The sequence below is a fragment of the Paenibacillus glycanilyticus genome (assembly GCF_030161375.1).
Taxonomy (GTDB): Bacteria; Bacillota; Bacilli; order Paenibacillales; family Paenibacillaceae; genus Pristimantibacillus; species Pristimantibacillus glycanilyticus_B.
In genome coordinates, this window is the sequence record NZ_BSSQ01000004.1 from 249326 (window position 1) to 265990 (window position 16665).

Below are 16665 nucleotides of genomic sequence, written 5' to 3' on the forward strand. Positions count from 1 at the left end.
TGGGCATAACTATATTAAAAATATTAAATAAATTGCCTTCGTATATGAAAAACATATATCGGGCTTAGCGGGTGGGAACAGACGAGATGGATATCAAACAATTGCGTTATTTCATTGCACTCGCCGAAGAACTGCAGGTGACGTCAGCCGCACAGCGACTCCATATGTCGCAGCCTCCGCTTAGCCAACAGTTAAAATTAATGGAAGAGGAGCTTGGCGTTCCGTTATTTATCCGCAGCGGCCGCCATCTGGAGTTGACCGTTCCGGGCAAAACGTTATATGAGCATGCTTTAACCATTACGCGGCTTATGGAAGAAGCGAAAGAGGAGGTCACGGAATCCGGCCTTGGACTAAGAGGGAAGTTGTCCATTGGCATCAATACGCTGTCGGATGAACGCCTTCCCAGCGTGCTTAGCGCATTTCGGCTGTTATATCCGAAGGTGACGTTCAAAATTCAACAAAACGAGACCATAACGTTAACTCGGCTTATTAAGGACAAAGCATTAGATCTCGCTATTGTCCGCCTTCCAATCAGCCTGGAAGAATTTGATCATGTCATTCTTGGCGCCGAGCCGTTGTTTTTCGTAACGGGTACCGGGCATCCGGAGGAGGATGCCATTACTTATCATCGTATTGCGGAATATCCGCTAGTACTGCCAAGCACGGAAGGTCTTGGTTTGTATCACCTGATTCTTGACCAGTTTCATTCGAGGGGATTGTCTCCGTCCGTAATCGGAGAATGCTCGGATATCGGCATGCTCATCGAGCTGATTGCTTCCGGCTTTGGGGCTTCCATCTTGCCGCGCACCTCGGTTAACCGATACCAGAACCATCGGATCAAAGCGTACCCGATTGCCGGCCCGGAAGTGACCTCGAGCTCCGCGATCATTTGGCTGAAGCAGCATTATTTGAGCAAAGCAGCCCAAAAGTTGATTGAATTGATAGCAGAGCGTCCGGTGTGACCAAGGTCACGGGCGCTTATTTATTTTTGGGAAACCTGAAAACCATACAATTGAATCTAAAAAATAGCCAATGCTTTTTTTCTGCCGGATCGTTATATTATTGTTTGAAATCGATTTCATTTGTAAGTGGTAACTCATTTCATTCCATTCGAGGAGGCTTATAATGAATTGGAAAAAGGCATTAACCTTGGCGGTAACGGCATGTCTTGCGTTAGGCATGGTTGGATCTATCCACGTGCGGCAAGCGGATGCGGCAATTGGAGCAAGCGATTTCCTGAAGACAAACGGGAAGCAGATTAGAAATAATAACGGTAATGGCAGCGTAGTCAGCCTGCACGGTACTAATCTGGGCGGCTGGATGATGGAAGAAAACTGGATGTCCCCGCTTGGAGGAACGGATGAATGGACGGTGCGCGGAACGCTGATTAACCGGTTTGGCTCATCTGCGGTAGATACCTTGAAGGACAGTTATCAGGACTTATGGATTCAAGCAAGCGATCTCGATACGATCAAGAATATGGGTCTTAACTTCATTCGGGTACCGATCTATTGGGAGAACATGATGAACCGGGACGGCACGATGAAGTCAGATGCGGTATCGTTTGGCAATCTGGATTGGCTTGTCTCGAATGCGCAATCCCGCGGTCTGTATGTGCTGCTTGATCTGCACGGCGTTCCGGGCAATATGAACGGCTGGCAGAGCGGCGGACGCGAAGGAGCTAACGAGCTGTGGAGCAATACGACTTATCAGAACTGGGTCGTTCAGCTGTGGCAGCGGATCGCTACCCATTACAAAGGCAATCCGACGATTGCCGGTTACGATTTGCTCAATGAGCCGGTAAGCAATAACAGCGCGCTATCGATCAGCCAGATGTATGATCGTTTGTATGATACCGTCCGTGCCATAGACCCGGATCATATGATTTACGTGGAAGCTTTCGGCTATTGGAACAATATCGTGGCACCTTCCACCTACGGCTGGACGAACGTCGTATACGAGGTTCACAGTTATGATTGGAACGACACCGATTGGAACAGCCAGAACAACAGCATTAACCAATGGTTCACGGATATCATCTGGCATCAGAATAACTGGAACGTGCCGGTCTATTCCGGCGAATTCACGTTGTTTACGCATAATGACCTCTGGGAGAAATGGCTGTCCGGCCTTGACGCCTTGGATGTATCCTGGACGAACTGGTCTTACAAAGTAACAAGCGGCGGCAACTGGGGCTTGTACCAGAACAATACGAACCCGTTCCCGAACGTAAGCAGCGACAGCATCGCAACGATGCAATCGAAGCTGTCGAAATTTACGACGAATTATTTTACGCCTAATACTACGCTGATTAACATGTTCAAAGCTTACGCCAAACTAAGCGCTCCTTCCAGCCTTCAAGCGAGATCAAACAACCTGTATGTGACGGCTGAGAATACCGGAACTTCGCCGCTTGTGGCTAACCGGACGTCCGTTGGCACCTGGGAGAAATTTATTGTCGTGACCAATGCGGACGGTACGGTATCGTTCCTGTCGCTTGCCAACAACAAATACGTAAGCGCCGATCAGAACAACAGCGGCAGACTGATTGCGCAGGCTCAAGGGATTGCGGCGTGGGAGAAATTCACCAAAATAACGAATGCCGACGGTACCGTGTCCTTCAAGTCGGTAGCCAACAACAAATACGTCAGCGCGGATTTGAACCTTGGCATGCTGATCGCAAATCGGGACAGTATCAGCGGTTGGGAAGCTTTTACTCTCACTGCTGCACCGTAACAGGCAAAGAGACAATAGGTTTTGAGCAGCCGCCCTCGCGCAGGGCGGCTTTTTCATGCCAATGTGCCGTGACCTGGCTACTTAAAGTTGAATCTATTAATAGTAAGAATAGTATATATACGGCCTGAAGGAGGGAAAGTCATGCAAGGAAGAACCAAAGGATACGCCCAAGGCATTGACGTATCCCATTACCAGGGAGACATTAATTGGACAAAAGTGGCAGGCGATGGCATTTCGTTCGTGTTTGTAAAAGCAACGGAAGGAGAAACTTACCAGGATCCAACCTTCCTCGGCAATGCGAATGAAGCAGCGGAAGCGGGACTTCTTGTAGGAGCCTATCATTTTCTGCGGGCTACTTCTTCGGCAGCGGCCAAACGGGAGGCGCAGTTCTTCTATCAGGCGGCTTCGAAGGCTTCCAAGCTGCTTATGCCTCCGGTGATGGATTACGAGGTCAATTCGGGTAATCTGAGCGATGCCAGCATGAGTGCGGTAGCGAAAGCTTTCTTGGAGGAGACGGAGCGATTATTTGGCCAAAAGCCAATTTTTTATACGGGTAATGCGTTTGCGAACCATTTCGATTCGTCGCTAGGCAGTTATCCGTTATGGATAGCCAGATATAACGCTTCTGAGCCGCCGGACGATGCAAAAGCCTGGAAGAAATGGACGTTTTGGCAATATAGCGACGGAAGCTCCGGCGGAACATTGCCGGATGGCAGCCGAAAGGTAGCTGGCATTGCCGGGAACGTCGATCTGAACGAATACGCGGGAACGGAAGACGACCTGCTGAACGCTTATGGACCAGAGGAGGATAAGCCAATGACGGATGCGGAAAAAGAGCAAATGAAAGAGCTTGAGGATCGGGTAGCTCTACTAGAGAAACATGTGAACATGTCGGGTAACCAAACGCCGCCAAGCTGGACGAAGACATCCACATCAGCCGCGATGAAGGCGGGTATCATCACTTCGGTTAACGACAAGGGAATGCCGGAATTTATTACGATTCAAATGTTGTACAACGCGGGTCTTTGCAACGCGGAGCTCGTGAAGTTCTTCAAGGAGTTCAGCGCCGAGACGCGAAAAGCGATTGAGGAACTGCAAAAGAAATAAATCGAAATGAAAAAATCCCCTACGGACAGCTTTTTGGGCCGTTAGGGGATTTTTGCCGTTTAGCCGGAAGTTCTAATCAGCTCATTGCCATGAATATCGAGCAGGGAATAAGCGCGTTCAACCATCGTTTTATCCTTTTCGAACAGATGGAGGGCTTTTTCGTGAATGCCGCTTTCTTGGGCGACATGGTTCAACTGCTGGACCATAAACTCCGAGTTGCATAAGGCAATGACCTTCTTGCTATAGGTCATCAGTTTCTGCTGGAATTTCACGGCCGCTTCCGATATTTCGGGTGAGTACACAACGGCTTCGCCATCGATCGATTTCATTTCCCGGTGATCTACCAATATATTTAGTTCGTCTTTGCCATAAGCGGAGCAAATGCCAATAATAACCGAAGTTAGGTAATCGACATCTTTTTGGCCGGAGAACAGACCGTTAACTTGAAATGCCAGCACCTTCTTGTCATGGTCGAGGTGATAATGAAAACGATCTTTGAAGGGCACGGCGAAATTATTGGCTTGATAAGCCGGATTAGCGGAGAATCGCTCGCCGGAGAACATATATTTGATAGACACTTGAAGGGCGGATGCGATCTTCTCCATATTAACAAGACTGAGATTGCGCTCTCCCCGCTCAACGCCGCTGATGTACGTCCGATCAAGTCCGCACCGGTGAGCGAGCAGCTCTTGCGACATGCCGCTGCGCGCACGCAACTCCTTCACTCGTTGTCCAAATTCGGTTCGAATGTCCATGTACGCAATCAGTCCTCCAATTTTTGCCTAAATTCCTCTATTAATGAGAATAAAAGCTGAGAGATTTAATGTCAACTCGGGCAAAAAACGATAAGTTTTATAAATGTATTATTTATTATATTTAAAATAAATGCTATATTAAATTTTAAAGAACAGCATGAAGAAGATTGGGGTGCAGGTAGCAGATGAATCTTTCACTTACGGCAACAACTTTCGCGGAGCTGCCGCTAGGCGCAATTAAGCCGCAAGGTTGGCTCAAAGACCAATTGGACATTCAAGCAAAAGGCATGACAGGACATTTGGATGAGTTCTGGCCTTCTGTCAGACCAAACAGCGGGTGGCTGGGAGGAACCGGAGAAAGCTGGGAGAGAGGGCCCTATTACTTAGATGGCTTATTGCCGCTTGCTTATCTGCTGGAAGACGAGAGACTGATCGAGAAGGTCAAGCCTTGGATTGAATGGACGCTTGGAAGCGGCAGGGAAGACGGGCAATTCGGCCCTTCAACCAATGATGATTGGTGGAGCCGGACTCGGGAGCCGTTTCTGCTGGAACTTGCCCGTCTCATCGGTGAACAGACCGAGGATTGGAAAGGGTTGTACGAGCAATATCCTTACTGGTATCGTCAAACCTCCTTTGATCACCGCGTGCATGTCGTGAATGTTGCCATGTCGTTCAAACAACCTGCGCTCCGCTTCTTATTGTCAGGGGAAACAGCGGATTTGGAATCCGTGTATACAGGTATTCGAAGCGTGATGAACTATCACGGCCAAGTAAACGGAATGTTCTCCGGAGACGAATGGCTAGCGGGTACGCATCCGAGCCAAGGCACCGAATTATGCGCCGTCGTGGAGTATATGTATTCGCTAGAGCATCTTGTTCGGATTACGGGAGACGGTTATTTCGGGGATTTGCTGGAGAAGGTTGCTTATAATGCCTTGCCAGCGGCGATTAGTCCGGACTGGAAGGTCCATCAATACGACCAGCAGGCGAACCAGATCATGTGCACGCATGCCAAACGCAATTGGACGGAAAATAACAATGAAGCAAATATGTTCGGCATTGAGCCTCATTTTGGCTGCTGTACGGCTAACATGCATCAAGGCTGGCCGAAGTTTGCCGCCAGATTGTGGATGTCTGCCGAGGATGGCGGATTGGCGGCGATCTCTTATGCTCCTTGCTTAATTGCTACTAAGGTAGGCCAAGGGAATGGAACCGCTGCATCCATACAAGTGGAGACTTCCTACCCGTTCCTGGATACCGTCAAAATATCGGTTAACCCGGAGATGCCGGTTAGGTTCCCCGTAAAATTGCGCATACCTAGCTGGTGCGCAGCTCCTACACTGCTTATTAATGGCGAACGCTACCAGTTGCATGTAGAAAGAGGCTTTGCTTCAATAGACCGGATCTGGCAGAAGGGAGATGAATTGCTGCTGACTTTGCCGAAGACAGCGCGGCTGGTTCCGAGAGCCAATGGCGCAGCCGGGGTTCAGTACGGAGCTTTAATGCTCGTTATTCCGGTAAAGGAGCAATGGCAGAAGCATCGCACTTTCCCCCCCTATGACGACTGGGAGCTGTATCCGGCATCACCATGGAATTACGGCTTGCAGTTAAATGAAGAGTCAGCCGCGGAGTTGGGACATGTCTTCGCCAATGAAATCGTCCGTCAGCCGTTCTCCGCCGAACATCCGCCGCTTCGCATGCAGGTAAGCGGCCGGAGAATTCCAGAGTGGACGATGGAGATGAATTCGGCTGGCACGCCTCCGCAAAGCCCGGTTTCCAGTAAAGAGCCGCTTGAACGGCTAGAACTTATCCCGTATGGCTGCGCAAGACTTCGCATAGCCGAGTTCCCTTTGGTACGGTAGGCAGCTTGTCCATTCGTATAGAAAGAGGCGAATATAGCGCTAAGGCAGAAGTATGCCAAGCAGCTATCAATCGCCTCTTTTTTTTTGCTGATGTTAGTCTCTCGTCGTTAACATTCGGTTATATTGCTCGATGATTTCGGCATGGAGCGCATGCTCCTCCGGGATCCCCATATGTTTGCGAATGATGTGTTTGGCTCCTTTTTGCCCGATAGCAAGCTGCAAAATTTCGGCTTCCGGATCGGCCATATAGTCAAAATGAAGGGCCGATGCAATCGAAGAGGCAAGATGCTTGGTCGGAATAGCCCGGTCATAAGCCTGCATGGCTGGCCGAACGAGCCGCTCGGATGTGGAAAGCTTGCGCAGCGGTGAACGTCCAACGCGGGTAATCGAATCGGTCAGAGCCGAATTGGAGAACCGGCGAATCGTTTGATTGACGTACCTCTGTTGCTCATTGGCGTCAAAGCCATGCTTGTCAACAAGCAGCTTGGAGGTCTCTGCGAGCGTTTGCTCCACGTGGCTGCGAATTTGCCGATTCTGCATCGCTTCTTGGATGGTAGACAAACCTTTCAAATATCCGCGGTAAGCAGCGCTGCTGTGTCCGGTATTAACGGTAAACAGCTTGCGTTCAATATAGGGCTCGAGGGAATTCGCAAATTTGGCGCCTTGAATGCCCGGGAATCCTTCCAGCAGCGCATCCTTGTGAATGACCCATTCGCTGAACGGTTCAACAACAACGCTTAGCGGGTCCGCGTTTCTCTGAACGGGAACGATCCGGTCAACGGCCGTATTGGGAAAAGCGAGCAACCGGTCCGCGAGATCATGCAGCTCGCTTGGCAACAAGGAATAGACCCATTTTTTTAACTGCGTGCTAGCTTTGATTGCATTCTCGCAAGCCATAATATGCAGCGGTTTAGTTCCGCGCTGAAGCCGAAGCTCGATTCCGGGTGCGATTTGAGCCGCCACATTTCGTAAGGAGGCTGCCCCAACAGCTGTCGTGATGAGGTCAGCATCCGCGACTCGAGCTTTTACTTCATCAAGATCGTCAATATGCAAAGCCGATACGTGTTTTACTTCAAAGTGCTCCCGAATATCTCCCGCCGTAGTGACGACATACGATTGCCGCTGGCGCAAGGCGGCGACCTGCTTGCGGTTTCTCGTGACAAAACATACCTCGTAGCCGGATTTTGAGAGCATCATCCCGATAAAGCCCCGGCCAATGTTTCCTGCTCCAAAGTGTACGGCTTTCATTTGCATCCCTCCATATAATTAATTGAATATTCAGATAATTAAAGCGGTCTAAAGCCTGTGCCTCGTCCGAATGGATAGGCAAAGACTTAAGGAAGGTAAGGGAATTTATACTGCCGCTCTTGCTAAGAAGCCGGAAGGATCGCGGATGAGATGTTCAAAGCTGATATCCTCAAGCGATTGACCGTGCTTGGTTATGGTACCGAAGTCAAGAAGTTTCGTAATCTTATTCGGAAGAACAACGCAATGAAGTCCTGCTGCCAAAGCTGCTTTGGCGCCGTTGGGGGAATCTTCGATCGCAATGGCATCTGCTGCCTCAATGCCAAGCTCAGAAATCGCTTGAAGGTAAAGGGAAGGGTCGGGCTTAACATGGGTAACGTGATCCGCGGTACGGATACATTCGAAATAAGAGGCAAGACCAAGGCGGTCAAGATGGCGCGTCACCCAGTCCAGCTTGGAACTTGACGCAAGACCGATGCGGAGACCCGCGGCTTTGGCGGAATCCAGGAAGGAGACAACTCCGGGCCGCACCAGCTCATTTCTCATAAGTTCGGCATGTTTCTCGTGCACTCGCGCGCGGAACGCATCCCGGTCAATCGTTATGCCGCAATCCGTTATTAAATATTCATAAGGATTAAATAGATGCAAGCTGGTCCCGATGCATTGCGAATATTGCTCGAGGGTGAGTTCGACATTATGCTCTGCGTACAACTCGCGGAATGCCTCATACCAAGGCGTCTCGGTGTCAAGAATAGTGCCGTCAAAATCAAAGATAAGTGCTTTTGCCAATTGCGTTCTCCTCCTTGCGCTCTCAGCGCTTCGTAGTCGTGGTACCGGCGTGATGCCGGCGTACGTAAGGGGGCAGATAAGCAAAAAGACCCTGTATGCACAGGGTCACGCTTAAAAAGCAATAAGTTAATTGCACGACCGATCTGCCCCTGTAGAGGTTAGATTAAGCGTACTTTCATCCTACTGGAAGGGGGTGGAAGAGTCAACGAATGCAATCGCTTACCGACAAAATATAATTGTTAGAATATTCTAATAATAGATCGGCGCTAGTCCGCTTTGCTCCGATCCTTGTAATACACATTTACGAGAATATCTTGCTTGTAATTGCCGAATTGCTTGCCAAACAAGCTGATTCCTCCGCAATGCCGGGCCGACTCCAGGGAAGCGAGCTTGAATCGGAAGTCTTCGCCAAGCTTTAATCCAACATCTTCAATGGTTACATCGGATAATTTCATGCCGTCGAGGAAGGTGCCATTCGCTTGGATGGATAAGCTTTTGAGCAAACCGTTCTGGGTGCCGAGTTGCCACCAGGAAGGAGTAAGCGCGCCGCGTTTGCTGCCAAAGTCGCCCGGGCAGGTCCATATGCCAACTTCGATATCATTGATATAGAAACTGATGTCGGAGGGCCAGTTCTCATTATAAGAAGGCGCTTCGGAACAAAGCTCGAGCGAAATATCAAGCTGGCTTGCATCCTGGGCAGCATGCAAGTAATTCGGAATCCGGTATTCGACAAATCCGCTTCCGAACCACAAGTGAGCAGCATTCATCCGTTCTGGATTAGAGAAATATCTCGGATCGTCAACGAGTCCTAATATTTTGCTCTCCGAAGCAAGCCCGCAGGTTGGCTTGACGGCATATTCCGAATATTGGCCGATCGGAATCTCGACGGAATATTTCGTTTCCGCTTCAGCACCGGAATCAGTTGGCAGAGAGCGTAGCTGCAGAGTAAGCGAGTCGATTGCAAGCGAGCACATCTTCGGGCTCCCTCTCGTACCGGACAAGCTTTCGGTCTTGATGAGGCCGCCTTCCTCCATCTTTTGAATATGTTTGGTGACGATTGCCGAGGAGAGGCCAAGCGTCTCTGCAAGCTCTTTGATGCTCATGGATTTCACATTAAGCAGTTCAATCATTCTCACCCGCGTCTCCGATGAGAAGCATTCGAGCATGGCCATATATTTGGTGCTGACTTGTATATGCACGTTGGTTCCTCGCTTTCTATCTTCTTGGCAATTATATAACTAAAATGTTAATAAAACAACTTTTTAGTTGACGATAAACGCATCCGCACGTTAGAATAAGCTGCAGAATCAAACTTATACGTTAATATAACAACTTATTGGTTAACTAACGGAGGCGTAAACGATGACAAACTTGCCAAGAGCAGAATATCCAAGACCACAATTCAACCGCGATGCATGGGTTTGCTTAAACGGTGAATGGGATTTTGATTTTGATGATGCGCGCGTAGGCAGCTCTGAGGGCTGGTTTACCGGGGAAAGAGATTTCACGAAAAAGATTCAAGTTCCGTTTAGCTTCGAAAGCGCATTAAGCGGCATTGGCGATCCAACGTTCCATGACGTGGTATGGTACCGCAGACAGCTGGATATTCCGGCAGCTTTCCAAGGAAAACGAATCATTCTCCATTTCGGCGCCGTAGATTATGAAGCATCGGTGTGGGTGAACGGACAACTGGTTGCAATGCATGAAGGCGGGCATACCCCATTCCAGGCGGATATTACGGACGCTTTGCAGTCCGGCGGCAACAATACGCTTGTCGTAAAAGCTGTCGATCATGGCACGGACGTATTCCTGCCGCGCGGCAAGCAGTTCTGGGAAGAGAAATCCCGTTCGATCTGGTATACCCGTACTACGGGCATTTGGCAGTCCGTATGGATGGAGGCGGTATCGCCGGTTCATCTTCGCAAAGTGAAATACGTGGCGGATATCGATACCAACGAAATCCAGATCCGTTCGTTTGTTGGCGGTTATGTTCCGGGCGCGAAGAACGTTAGCCTGTCGGTTAACATTTCGTTCGCCGGTGAAGTTATCTCCGAAGATACGTTCCTGGTTCGCGCGGGCGAAGAAAGCCGGAAGATCAAGCTGAGCGGCTTGAACGATCACGGCATGGACCGGTTCTGGTCGCCTGAACGTCCAAACCTGTATGACGTGGAATACGCGGTATCGGTTGACGGCGTTGAAGTTGACCGCGTAACGAGCTACTTCGGCATGCGCAAAATCTCCATCGAGAACGGCAAATTCAATCTGAACAACCGTCCTTACTATAGCAAGCTGGTTCTGGATCAAGGTTACTTCCCGGACGGCAATCTGACTCCTCCTTCGGATGAAGCAATTAAGAAAGACGTTGTTCTGATGAAGGAAATGGGCTTTAACGGCGCGCGCAAGCATCAGAAGGTGGAAGACCCGCGTTTCCTGTACTGGTGTGACAAGCTTGGTCTTATCGTATGGGGCGAGATGGCTAACGCTTGCGATTACTCGGAAGAGTACGTCCGCCGCATTACGAAGGAATGGCAAGAAGCGATCGACCGCGACTTCAACCACCCTTCCATCGCCGTATGGGTACCGCTGAACGAAAGCTGGGGCGTGCCAAACATTCAGATCGACGTGCGCCAGCAGCAGCATGCGCTAGCGATGTATCATTTGACCAAGTCGCTTGACCCAACGCGTCTTGTTATTTCCAACGACGGTTGGGAAATGGTTGCTACCGATCTGTACAACATCCATGACTACGAGTGGAGACGCGAAGTACTGGAAGACCGTTACGGCAGCGCCCAGAAAGCGGTCTCGGCAATGCCGGCTAACCGCCGCCTTAGCGTAGCGGGTTACGAATATGACGGCCAGCCGATCATCATCACCGAGTTCGGCGGCATCGCGTACAAGAAAAGCGAATGGGAAGGCTGGGGTTATTCCGGCGCTTCTAGCGACGAGGATTTCGTAGAACGTCTTCGCAACGTTATCCAGCCGATGATCTTCTCCGGCGTTGTACAAGGCTATTGCTATACGCAGCTGACTGACGTCGAGCAAGAGATCAATGGACTACTCACGTACGACCGTCAGCCGAAGGTACCTCTTGAGCTGATTAAAGCGATTAACGAAGGCAAATAACGCGCAGCGGAAACCGGACAGCATGAGCAACAAGCTGTCCGGTTTTTTTGTCGAACGGTTGTACAACCATCTATAAATATGTCCACTCCTTCTAAAAAAGCGACATGTGCGCGCGATTCCCCGCCAGCTAGAATGAGTATCAGAAAGAGCGACAAACATTCTAGGGGGAAGCGACAATGAAACAATCGTTCAAGCTTTTGGGTACATCGTTAATCGCACTTAGCCTGGTTGCGGCAGCAGGATGCGGCAGCAACAACGGCGGCAACAATGCGGAAGGCAATAAACAAGCAAACAGCGGTACAAACGCTGCTGCCGGCAATAGCACGGAAGCAAAAGCGGAAAAGGCAGACATTCTGTTCTGGACGCCGTTCTCCGGCGCCGACGGCGAGTTCATGAAGAAGATTGTAGAGAAATACAACTCGTCCCAGGACACTTACAAAGTAAAACTCGTTATCCAGCCAAACGGCGAATATTACAAGCTGCTTGACGTTGCGCTGAGCGCGGGCAAAGACCGTCCGGATCTGGCGATCATGCACGTGGACCAAATTCCGACGTACGTGAACAAAGGCCAGCTTCAACCGATGGACGATTTGGCGGGGGCAGCGGCAATCAACAAAACGGATTACGTAGACGCTCCGGTGAACTACGAGACAATCGACGGCAAATGGTACGGTATTCCGCTCGATATCCATCCGCTTGTAATGTACTACAACAAAGATTTGTTCGCGAAAGCCGGCATTACGGCTCCGCCAACGAACCGCGCGGAATTCGAGGCGGACGTAGAGAAGCTGACTGACAAAGCTAAAGGCACATACGGTTATGTTGTTCCGACGCTTTGGCCGCAACAATTTATCTTCCCGACGCTCGTATGGCAAAATGGCGGCGACCTGTGGAATGGTACGGACGTAGCTTACAACTCGCCTGAAGCGGTTGAGATGGTGCAATGGCTGCGCGGCCTCGTAGACAAAGGCGTGTCCCCTGGCAACGTACAGCAAGACGGCGAGAACACCTTGTTCCTGCAAGGCAAAAACGCGATTCAATTCAATGGTCCTTGGATGAAAGGCCAATTCGACGAAGCGGGCATCAACTACGGCGTAGCGCCGGTTCCGCAAATCGGCAAAGCGAAACAAGCGGTATACGCAGGCTCCCATAACTTCGTGCTTCCTAAAGGCGTAACGGACGCGGCTGTGGTTAAAGGCATCGGCGACTTCCTGAAATACGTATCGACCAACTCGATGGATTGGGCGGCTTCCGGTCAAGCACTGGCTTCCAAGCCAATGCTGGAAAGCGAAGAATTCAAAGCTCTTGATATGCAAAGCAACGTAGCGAAATCGTTCGATTACGTGCAATTCGCGCCTAACGTATTGAACTGGGGTACGATTATCGATCCGGTATGGGGCGAGCTGAGCAATGCGATTCTTGGCAAGAAGGACGCTCAAAAAGCGATGGACGATGCAGTAGCGAAGTCCAGACAAGCAATGAAAAAATAAACCGCAACTTGCGTAAAAGAAGAATGGAGGACGGAGAAGCAGGCAACAAGCTTCTTCGTTCCTCTGTTTTCACCTTTAACCGGAAATGGAGGAGCTGTAATTGATGAAGAGCAGTTTGCAATCCCGCATCACGTCATCCTTGTTTGTCCTGCCGTATTTACTCAGCTTCTGTGCGTTTCTGCTGATCCCGATTTTGTACGGCATTTATATTTCCTTCCATAATTTCGAGCTGCTGTCGGATTCGCATAAATTCGTAGGCTTCGATAACTATGTCAAAATCTTTACGCCAGGCACTTACTTGTACGATTCGTTCTTTAACGGTCTATGGAATACGCTGCAGTTCGTTTTGTATTCGGTGCCGCTTCTTGTGATCCTCGGCCTTGCACTCGCGATCTTGCTGAACCAGCTGCCGAAGCGGATCCGCGGATTGTTCCGTACGTTCTACTTCATGCCTTACGCGATTTCCGGTTCCGTCATGGCAGTGATCTGGCTCATGATGTTTGATACAAACGCCGGATTCTTGAACGGATTGCTCGCTAAGATGCATGTTGATCCGGTTGCTTGGCTGACGGACCTGCCATGGGTGTGGGTATCGCTTGTGCTCACCACGCTGTGGTGGACGATTGGTTTCAATATGATTATTTTCACGAATGCGCTTAATGAAGTGCCGGAGGATTATTACGAGGCGGCTTCGATCGATGGCGCCAACGCCTGGAAAAAGTTCGTCAGCATTACGCTTCCGTCGATTCGTCCGGTAATGCTGTTTATTATTATCACTTCGACGATTGCTTCCTTTAACGTGTATGCGCAGCCGTTCTTGCTCACGCGCGGCGGTCCTGGCGACAGCACGAAAGTATTGCTCATGAACGTTCTCGACGAAGCCTTTAAAGGCAAGCAAGTCGGTTCGGCTTCTGCAATGGCGATTCTGATGGCACTTATCATCATTATCATCTCGGCTGTTCAATACAAGATCGCTTACGGAAGGAAGGAGTAGAAGCATGAAAAAAACATTGCTTATCGTACTTGCAGTCATTATCGCCGCATTTTTCTTGCTTCCACTCATCTGGATGTTATCAACTTCCTTCAAAAATGACTTCGAAGCATTAGCGGGGCAAATGAATCTGATCCCTAAGAAACCCACCTTTGAGAACTATTTGGACGGCCTCAAAGGCAACCTGATGAACGTACCTATTACGCGCTGGATTACGAACTCTTTATTCGTAGGCGCAGCGGGAACGGCGATTGTGCTATTGTTCTCTTCCATGGCCGCTTTTGCGCTGGCCCGTCTGCAGGATCTTCCGCTCAAAAAGCTGATGTTCCCGATGTTTATCGGTTCGATGATGATCCCGGGCGTCTTGACGTTCCTGCCGATGTACCTGGAGTTTAATGGACTAGGCTTGATCAATACGTATGCCGCGCTTATTCTGCCATACTCGTCCGGCGCGTTTGGCGTGTTCCTGCTGTTCCAGTTTTTTGTTGCTTTCCCGAAGGAAATTGAAGAAGCAGCCCGCATTGACGGCGCGAACAAATGGCAGATCTATTCCCGCATTTTGCTGCCGGCTTCGGTGTCCATTATGGTGACGCTGGCGATCTTTACGTTTATGGGCATTTATAATGATTTTGTATGGCCGCTTTATTCGACGACTTCGCCGGAGATGCGCACGATTACGGCCGGTATTGCGATGATGGCGCAAGGCAGCTATACGCAAGCATACGGCAAGCTGATGTCGATGACGGTTATTGCGACGCTTCCGGTATTTATTATCTTTATTATCGGTCAGCGATCTTTCGTTAAAGCGATTACGCAGGCAGGTGTGAAATGAGTTCAAAACGTTGGCTTGTCCTAACGGCAGCGATTCTGCTGGTTGCGGCAGCCGGAATAGGAGCGTGGGCAATGAACGGTAACACAAATAACGAAAACGAGACAGCCGCCGAATATAACGGACATGGCGGTACGTTCAAGAATACGCTTGCCGAAATCGATACGCCCGATCCCGCGGTTGTGTACAAAGACGGCTACTATTATATGACGTTTACGCATAACGGCGCGGATATCATGGTCATGAAATCGCGCACCATCGATTTCAAACAGGCGGAGCGCAAAGTCGTCTGGTACCCGGATATAGGCACCAACTATTCCGCGGAGCTGTGGGCTCCGGAAATTCAGTTCATTCAAGGGAAATGGTACATCTATTTCGCTGCGGATGACGGCTTGAACGAAAATCACCGGATGTTCGTATTGGAAGCGGACACCGATGATCCGATGGGAAGCTACACGTTCAAAGGCCAGGTAACGGACGATAGCAACAAATGGGCGATTGACGGTCTAGCCATGGAGCTCGGCGACAAGCTTTATTTTGTCTGGTCGGGATGGGAAGGCGATATTAACGTCCAGCAAAATACGTACATCGCGCCTATGAGCGATCCGCTCACGATCAGCGGTCCAAGGGTGCTGCTGTCCGAGCCTGATCTGGATTGGGAGAAAGCCGGCGGCCCTCCTTATATTAATGAAGGGCATTCCATCTTGCATCATGACGGGGACGTATCGATCGTCTACTCGGGCGCGGGAAGCTGGACGCCGTATTATGCGCTTGGCATGTTGACGCTGAAGCAAGGGGCGGACCCGCTTGTCGCGGAGAATTGGACGAAATCGCAAGAACCGATTCTGAAGATGGACGAAGAAGCCGGAGTATACGGTCCGGGGCATAATTCCTTCATTACTTCGCCCGATGGTACCGAGCAATGGATCGTGTATCACGCGACAACCGCGCCAACGGATGGATGGGGCAACCGCAAAGCTAGAGCGCAAAAGCTCGCGTGGGATGAAACGGGCAAGCTGCAGCTTGGCAAGCCATTAAGCTTGACTACCGCGATTGAGGTCCCATCCGGAATGGGAATCTTCAAGGCGGCGGTACCTTCGGCCGAAGTCGCGTTTGACCATATTTCGTCGAATGTGCATACGACGGCGCCGCTTATGATCCACTATGAGATCGCAGCGGCTGAGACACTTACGGCAGCGATTAGTGTGAACGGCGAGCAGGCAACAACCGTCGAGCTGCCGGCGCTTGATGGTACCGGCTATGCTTATGCGGACATTCCGCTTGATGCGGGCATGAATGAAATCACTCTCTCCATTCAAGGCGGAGAAGGACTTATTAAGGCGATTGAACTTCCGCGCTACGAAGCGGAATATGCTTCGGAAGGAGAGCTTGGCCAAGCGGAGGATAATGCTTTTGCTTCGGGCACGGGAATCGTAATTGCGGGGGCAGGTGAAGGCGAAGCGGTTCGGTTTACGAATATTCAAGTGCCGGTTAGCGGCAAATATGATATCCGGATTGCCGCGGCCAATCCGTCCGAGAGCGATGAAGCCGAGCTTCAGGTTCGCGTGGAGGACGGAAAAGGGAAAAAGATAATTTTCCCAGCCGGAAAGCGCAACAATTACCAGACCCAAACGATCACATTGCAATTGAAGGCTGGCAAGAACGCCATTATACTGGAGAATGCGACTGCAGAGCTTCGCATTGACTATCTGGACCTAATTAGAAGCAATTCATAAGT

At 50.2% G+C, this 16665-nt stretch carries 13 protein-coding genes; 9 read left to right on the plus strand and 4 right to left on the minus strand.

What is annotated here, in order from left to right; translation table 11 throughout:
- Positions 1-86 precede the first annotated feature (86 nt).
- The 3 genes from QQK89_RS05690 to QQK89_RS05700 all read left to right on the plus strand — a co-directional run bounded on the left by QQK89_RS05690 (position 87) and on the right by QQK89_RS05700 (position 3843).
- Entirely contained in the window at positions 87-962 is an 876-nt protein-coding gene (locus QQK89_RS05690) for a LysR family transcriptional regulator (RefSeq protein WP_284237514.1), read from the plus strand.
- A 163-nt stretch (positions 963-1125) separates the two neighbouring features.
- Positions 1126-2736 carry a cellulase family glycosylhydrolase gene (locus QQK89_RS05695; protein ID WP_284237515.1) on the plus strand — a complete coding sequence of 537 codons (1611 nt, stop codon included), beginning with the start codon at positions 1126-1128 and terminating at the stop codon, positions 2734-2736.
- A gap of 141 nt (positions 2737-2877) precedes the next feature.
- A complete protein-coding gene (locus tag QQK89_RS05700) occupies positions 2878-3843 on the plus strand; it encodes a glycoside hydrolase family 25 protein (RefSeq protein ID WP_284237516.1) in 966 nt (321 codons plus the stop codon).
- A gap of 59 nt (positions 3844-3902) precedes the next feature.
- On the opposite strand, the gene QQK89_RS05705 is transcribed toward QQK89_RS05700, so the two are convergent.
- On the minus strand, positions 3903-4598 hold the full coding sequence (locus QQK89_RS05705; RefSeq protein WP_284237517.1) for a helix-turn-helix domain-containing protein: 696 nt from the start codon (positions 4596-4598) through the stop codon (positions 3903-3905).
- A 185-nt stretch (positions 4599-4783) separates the two neighbouring features.
- On the opposite strand from QQK89_RS05705, the gene QQK89_RS05710 reads away from it, so the two are divergent.
- Entirely contained in the window at positions 4784-6460 is a 1677-nt protein-coding gene (locus QQK89_RS05710) for a beta-L-arabinofuranosidase domain-containing protein (protein ID WP_284237518.1), read from the plus strand.
- 93 nt (positions 6461-6553) lie between these two features.
- Here the strand turns inward: QQK89_RS05710 and QQK89_RS05715 are convergent, their stop codons facing one another.
- From QQK89_RS05715 to QQK89_RS05725, 3 genes are all read right to left on the minus strand, one after another.
- Positions 6554-7708, minus strand: coding sequence for a mannitol-1-phosphate 5-dehydrogenase (locus QQK89_RS05715; RefSeq protein WP_284237519.1), 1155 nt, complete (start codon positions 7706-7708; stop codon positions 6554-6556).
- A 105-nt stretch (positions 7709-7813) separates the two neighbouring features.
- Positions 7814-8494: an HAD family hydrolase gene (locus tag QQK89_RS05720; protein ID WP_284237520.1), complete on the minus strand. Its 681-nt coding sequence runs from the start codon at positions 8492-8494 to the stop codon at positions 7814-7816.
- Positions 8495-8760: 266 nt separating this feature from the next.
- On the minus strand, positions 8761-9693 hold the full coding sequence (locus tag QQK89_RS05725; RefSeq protein ID WP_284237521.1) for an ArsR/SmtB family transcription factor: 933 nt from the start codon (positions 9691-9693) through the stop codon (positions 8761-8763).
- A 163-nt stretch (positions 9694-9856) separates the two neighbouring features.
- On the opposite strand from QQK89_RS05725, the gene QQK89_RS05730 reads away from it, so the two are divergent.
- The 5 genes from QQK89_RS05730 (at position 9857) to QQK89_RS05750 (ending at position 16663) form a co-directional block, all read left to right on the plus strand.
- On the plus strand, positions 9857-11617 hold the full coding sequence (locus QQK89_RS05730; protein ID WP_284237522.1) for a glycoside hydrolase family 2 protein: 1761 nt from the start codon (positions 9857-9859) through the stop codon (positions 11615-11617).
- Positions 11618-11793: 176 nt separating this feature from the next.
- Positions 11794-13107, plus strand: coding sequence for an ABC transporter substrate-binding protein (locus QQK89_RS05735; protein ID WP_284237524.1), 1314 nt, complete (start codon positions 11794-11796; stop codon positions 13105-13107).
- Between the two features lie 103 nt (positions 13108-13210).
- The gene (locus QQK89_RS05740; protein WP_284237525.1) at positions 13211-14101 is read left to right on the plus strand and encodes a carbohydrate ABC transporter permease; all 891 of its coding nucleotides are present in this window, start codon (positions 13211-13213) and stop codon (positions 14099-14101) included.
- Between the two features lie 4 nt (positions 14102-14105).
- Complete coding sequence (locus tag QQK89_RS05745; protein ID WP_284237526.1) at positions 14106-14930, plus strand: carbohydrate ABC transporter permease; 825 nt, start codon at positions 14106-14108, stop codon at positions 14928-14930.
- Positions 14927-16663, plus strand: coding sequence for a family 43 glycosylhydrolase (locus QQK89_RS05750; protein ID WP_284237527.1), 1737 nt, complete (start codon positions 14927-14929; stop codon positions 16661-16663). The genes QQK89_RS05745 and QQK89_RS05750 overlap by 4 nt, the downstream gene beginning before the upstream one ends.
- Positions 16664-16665 lie beyond the last annotated feature (2 nt).

Coding starts and splice junctions, on each gene's coding strand:
- QQK89_RS05690 (WP_284237514.1), top strand. CDS start 87: ATGGATATCAAACAATTGCGTTATTTCATTGCACTCGCCGAAGAACTG.
- QQK89_RS05695 (WP_284237515.1), top strand. CDS start 1,126: ATGAATTGGAAAAAGGCATTAACCTTGGCGGTAACGGCATGTCTTGCG.
- QQK89_RS05700 (WP_284237516.1), top strand. CDS start 2,878: ATGCAAGGAAGAACCAAAGGATACGCCCAAGGCATTGACGTATCCCAT.
- QQK89_RS05705 (WP_284237517.1), bottom strand. CDS start 4,598: ATGGACATTCGAACCGAATTTGGACAACGAGTGAAGGAGTTGCGTGCG.
- QQK89_RS05710 (WP_284237518.1), top strand. CDS start 4,784: ATGAATCTTTCACTTACGGCAACAACTTTCGCGGAGCTGCCGCTAGGC.
- QQK89_RS05715 (WP_284237519.1), bottom strand. CDS start 7,708: ATGAAAGCCGTACACTTTGGAGCAGGAAACATTGGCCGGGGCTTTATC.
- QQK89_RS05730 (WP_284237522.1), top strand. CDS start 9,857: ATGACAAACTTGCCAAGAGCAGAATATCCAAGACCACAATTCAACCGC.
- QQK89_RS05735 (WP_284237524.1), top strand. CDS start 11,794: ATGAAACAATCGTTCAAGCTTTTGGGTACATCGTTAATCGCACTTAGC.
- QQK89_RS05740 (WP_284237525.1), top strand. CDS start 13,211: ATGAAGAGCAGTTTGCAATCCCGCATCACGTCATCCTTGTTTGTCCTG.
- QQK89_RS05745 (WP_284237526.1), top strand. CDS start 14,106: ATGAAAAAAACATTGCTTATCGTACTTGCAGTCATTATCGCCGCATTT.
- QQK89_RS05750 (WP_284237527.1), top strand. CDS start 14,927: ATGAGTTCAAAACGTTGGCTTGTCCTAACGGCAGCGATTCTGCTGGTT.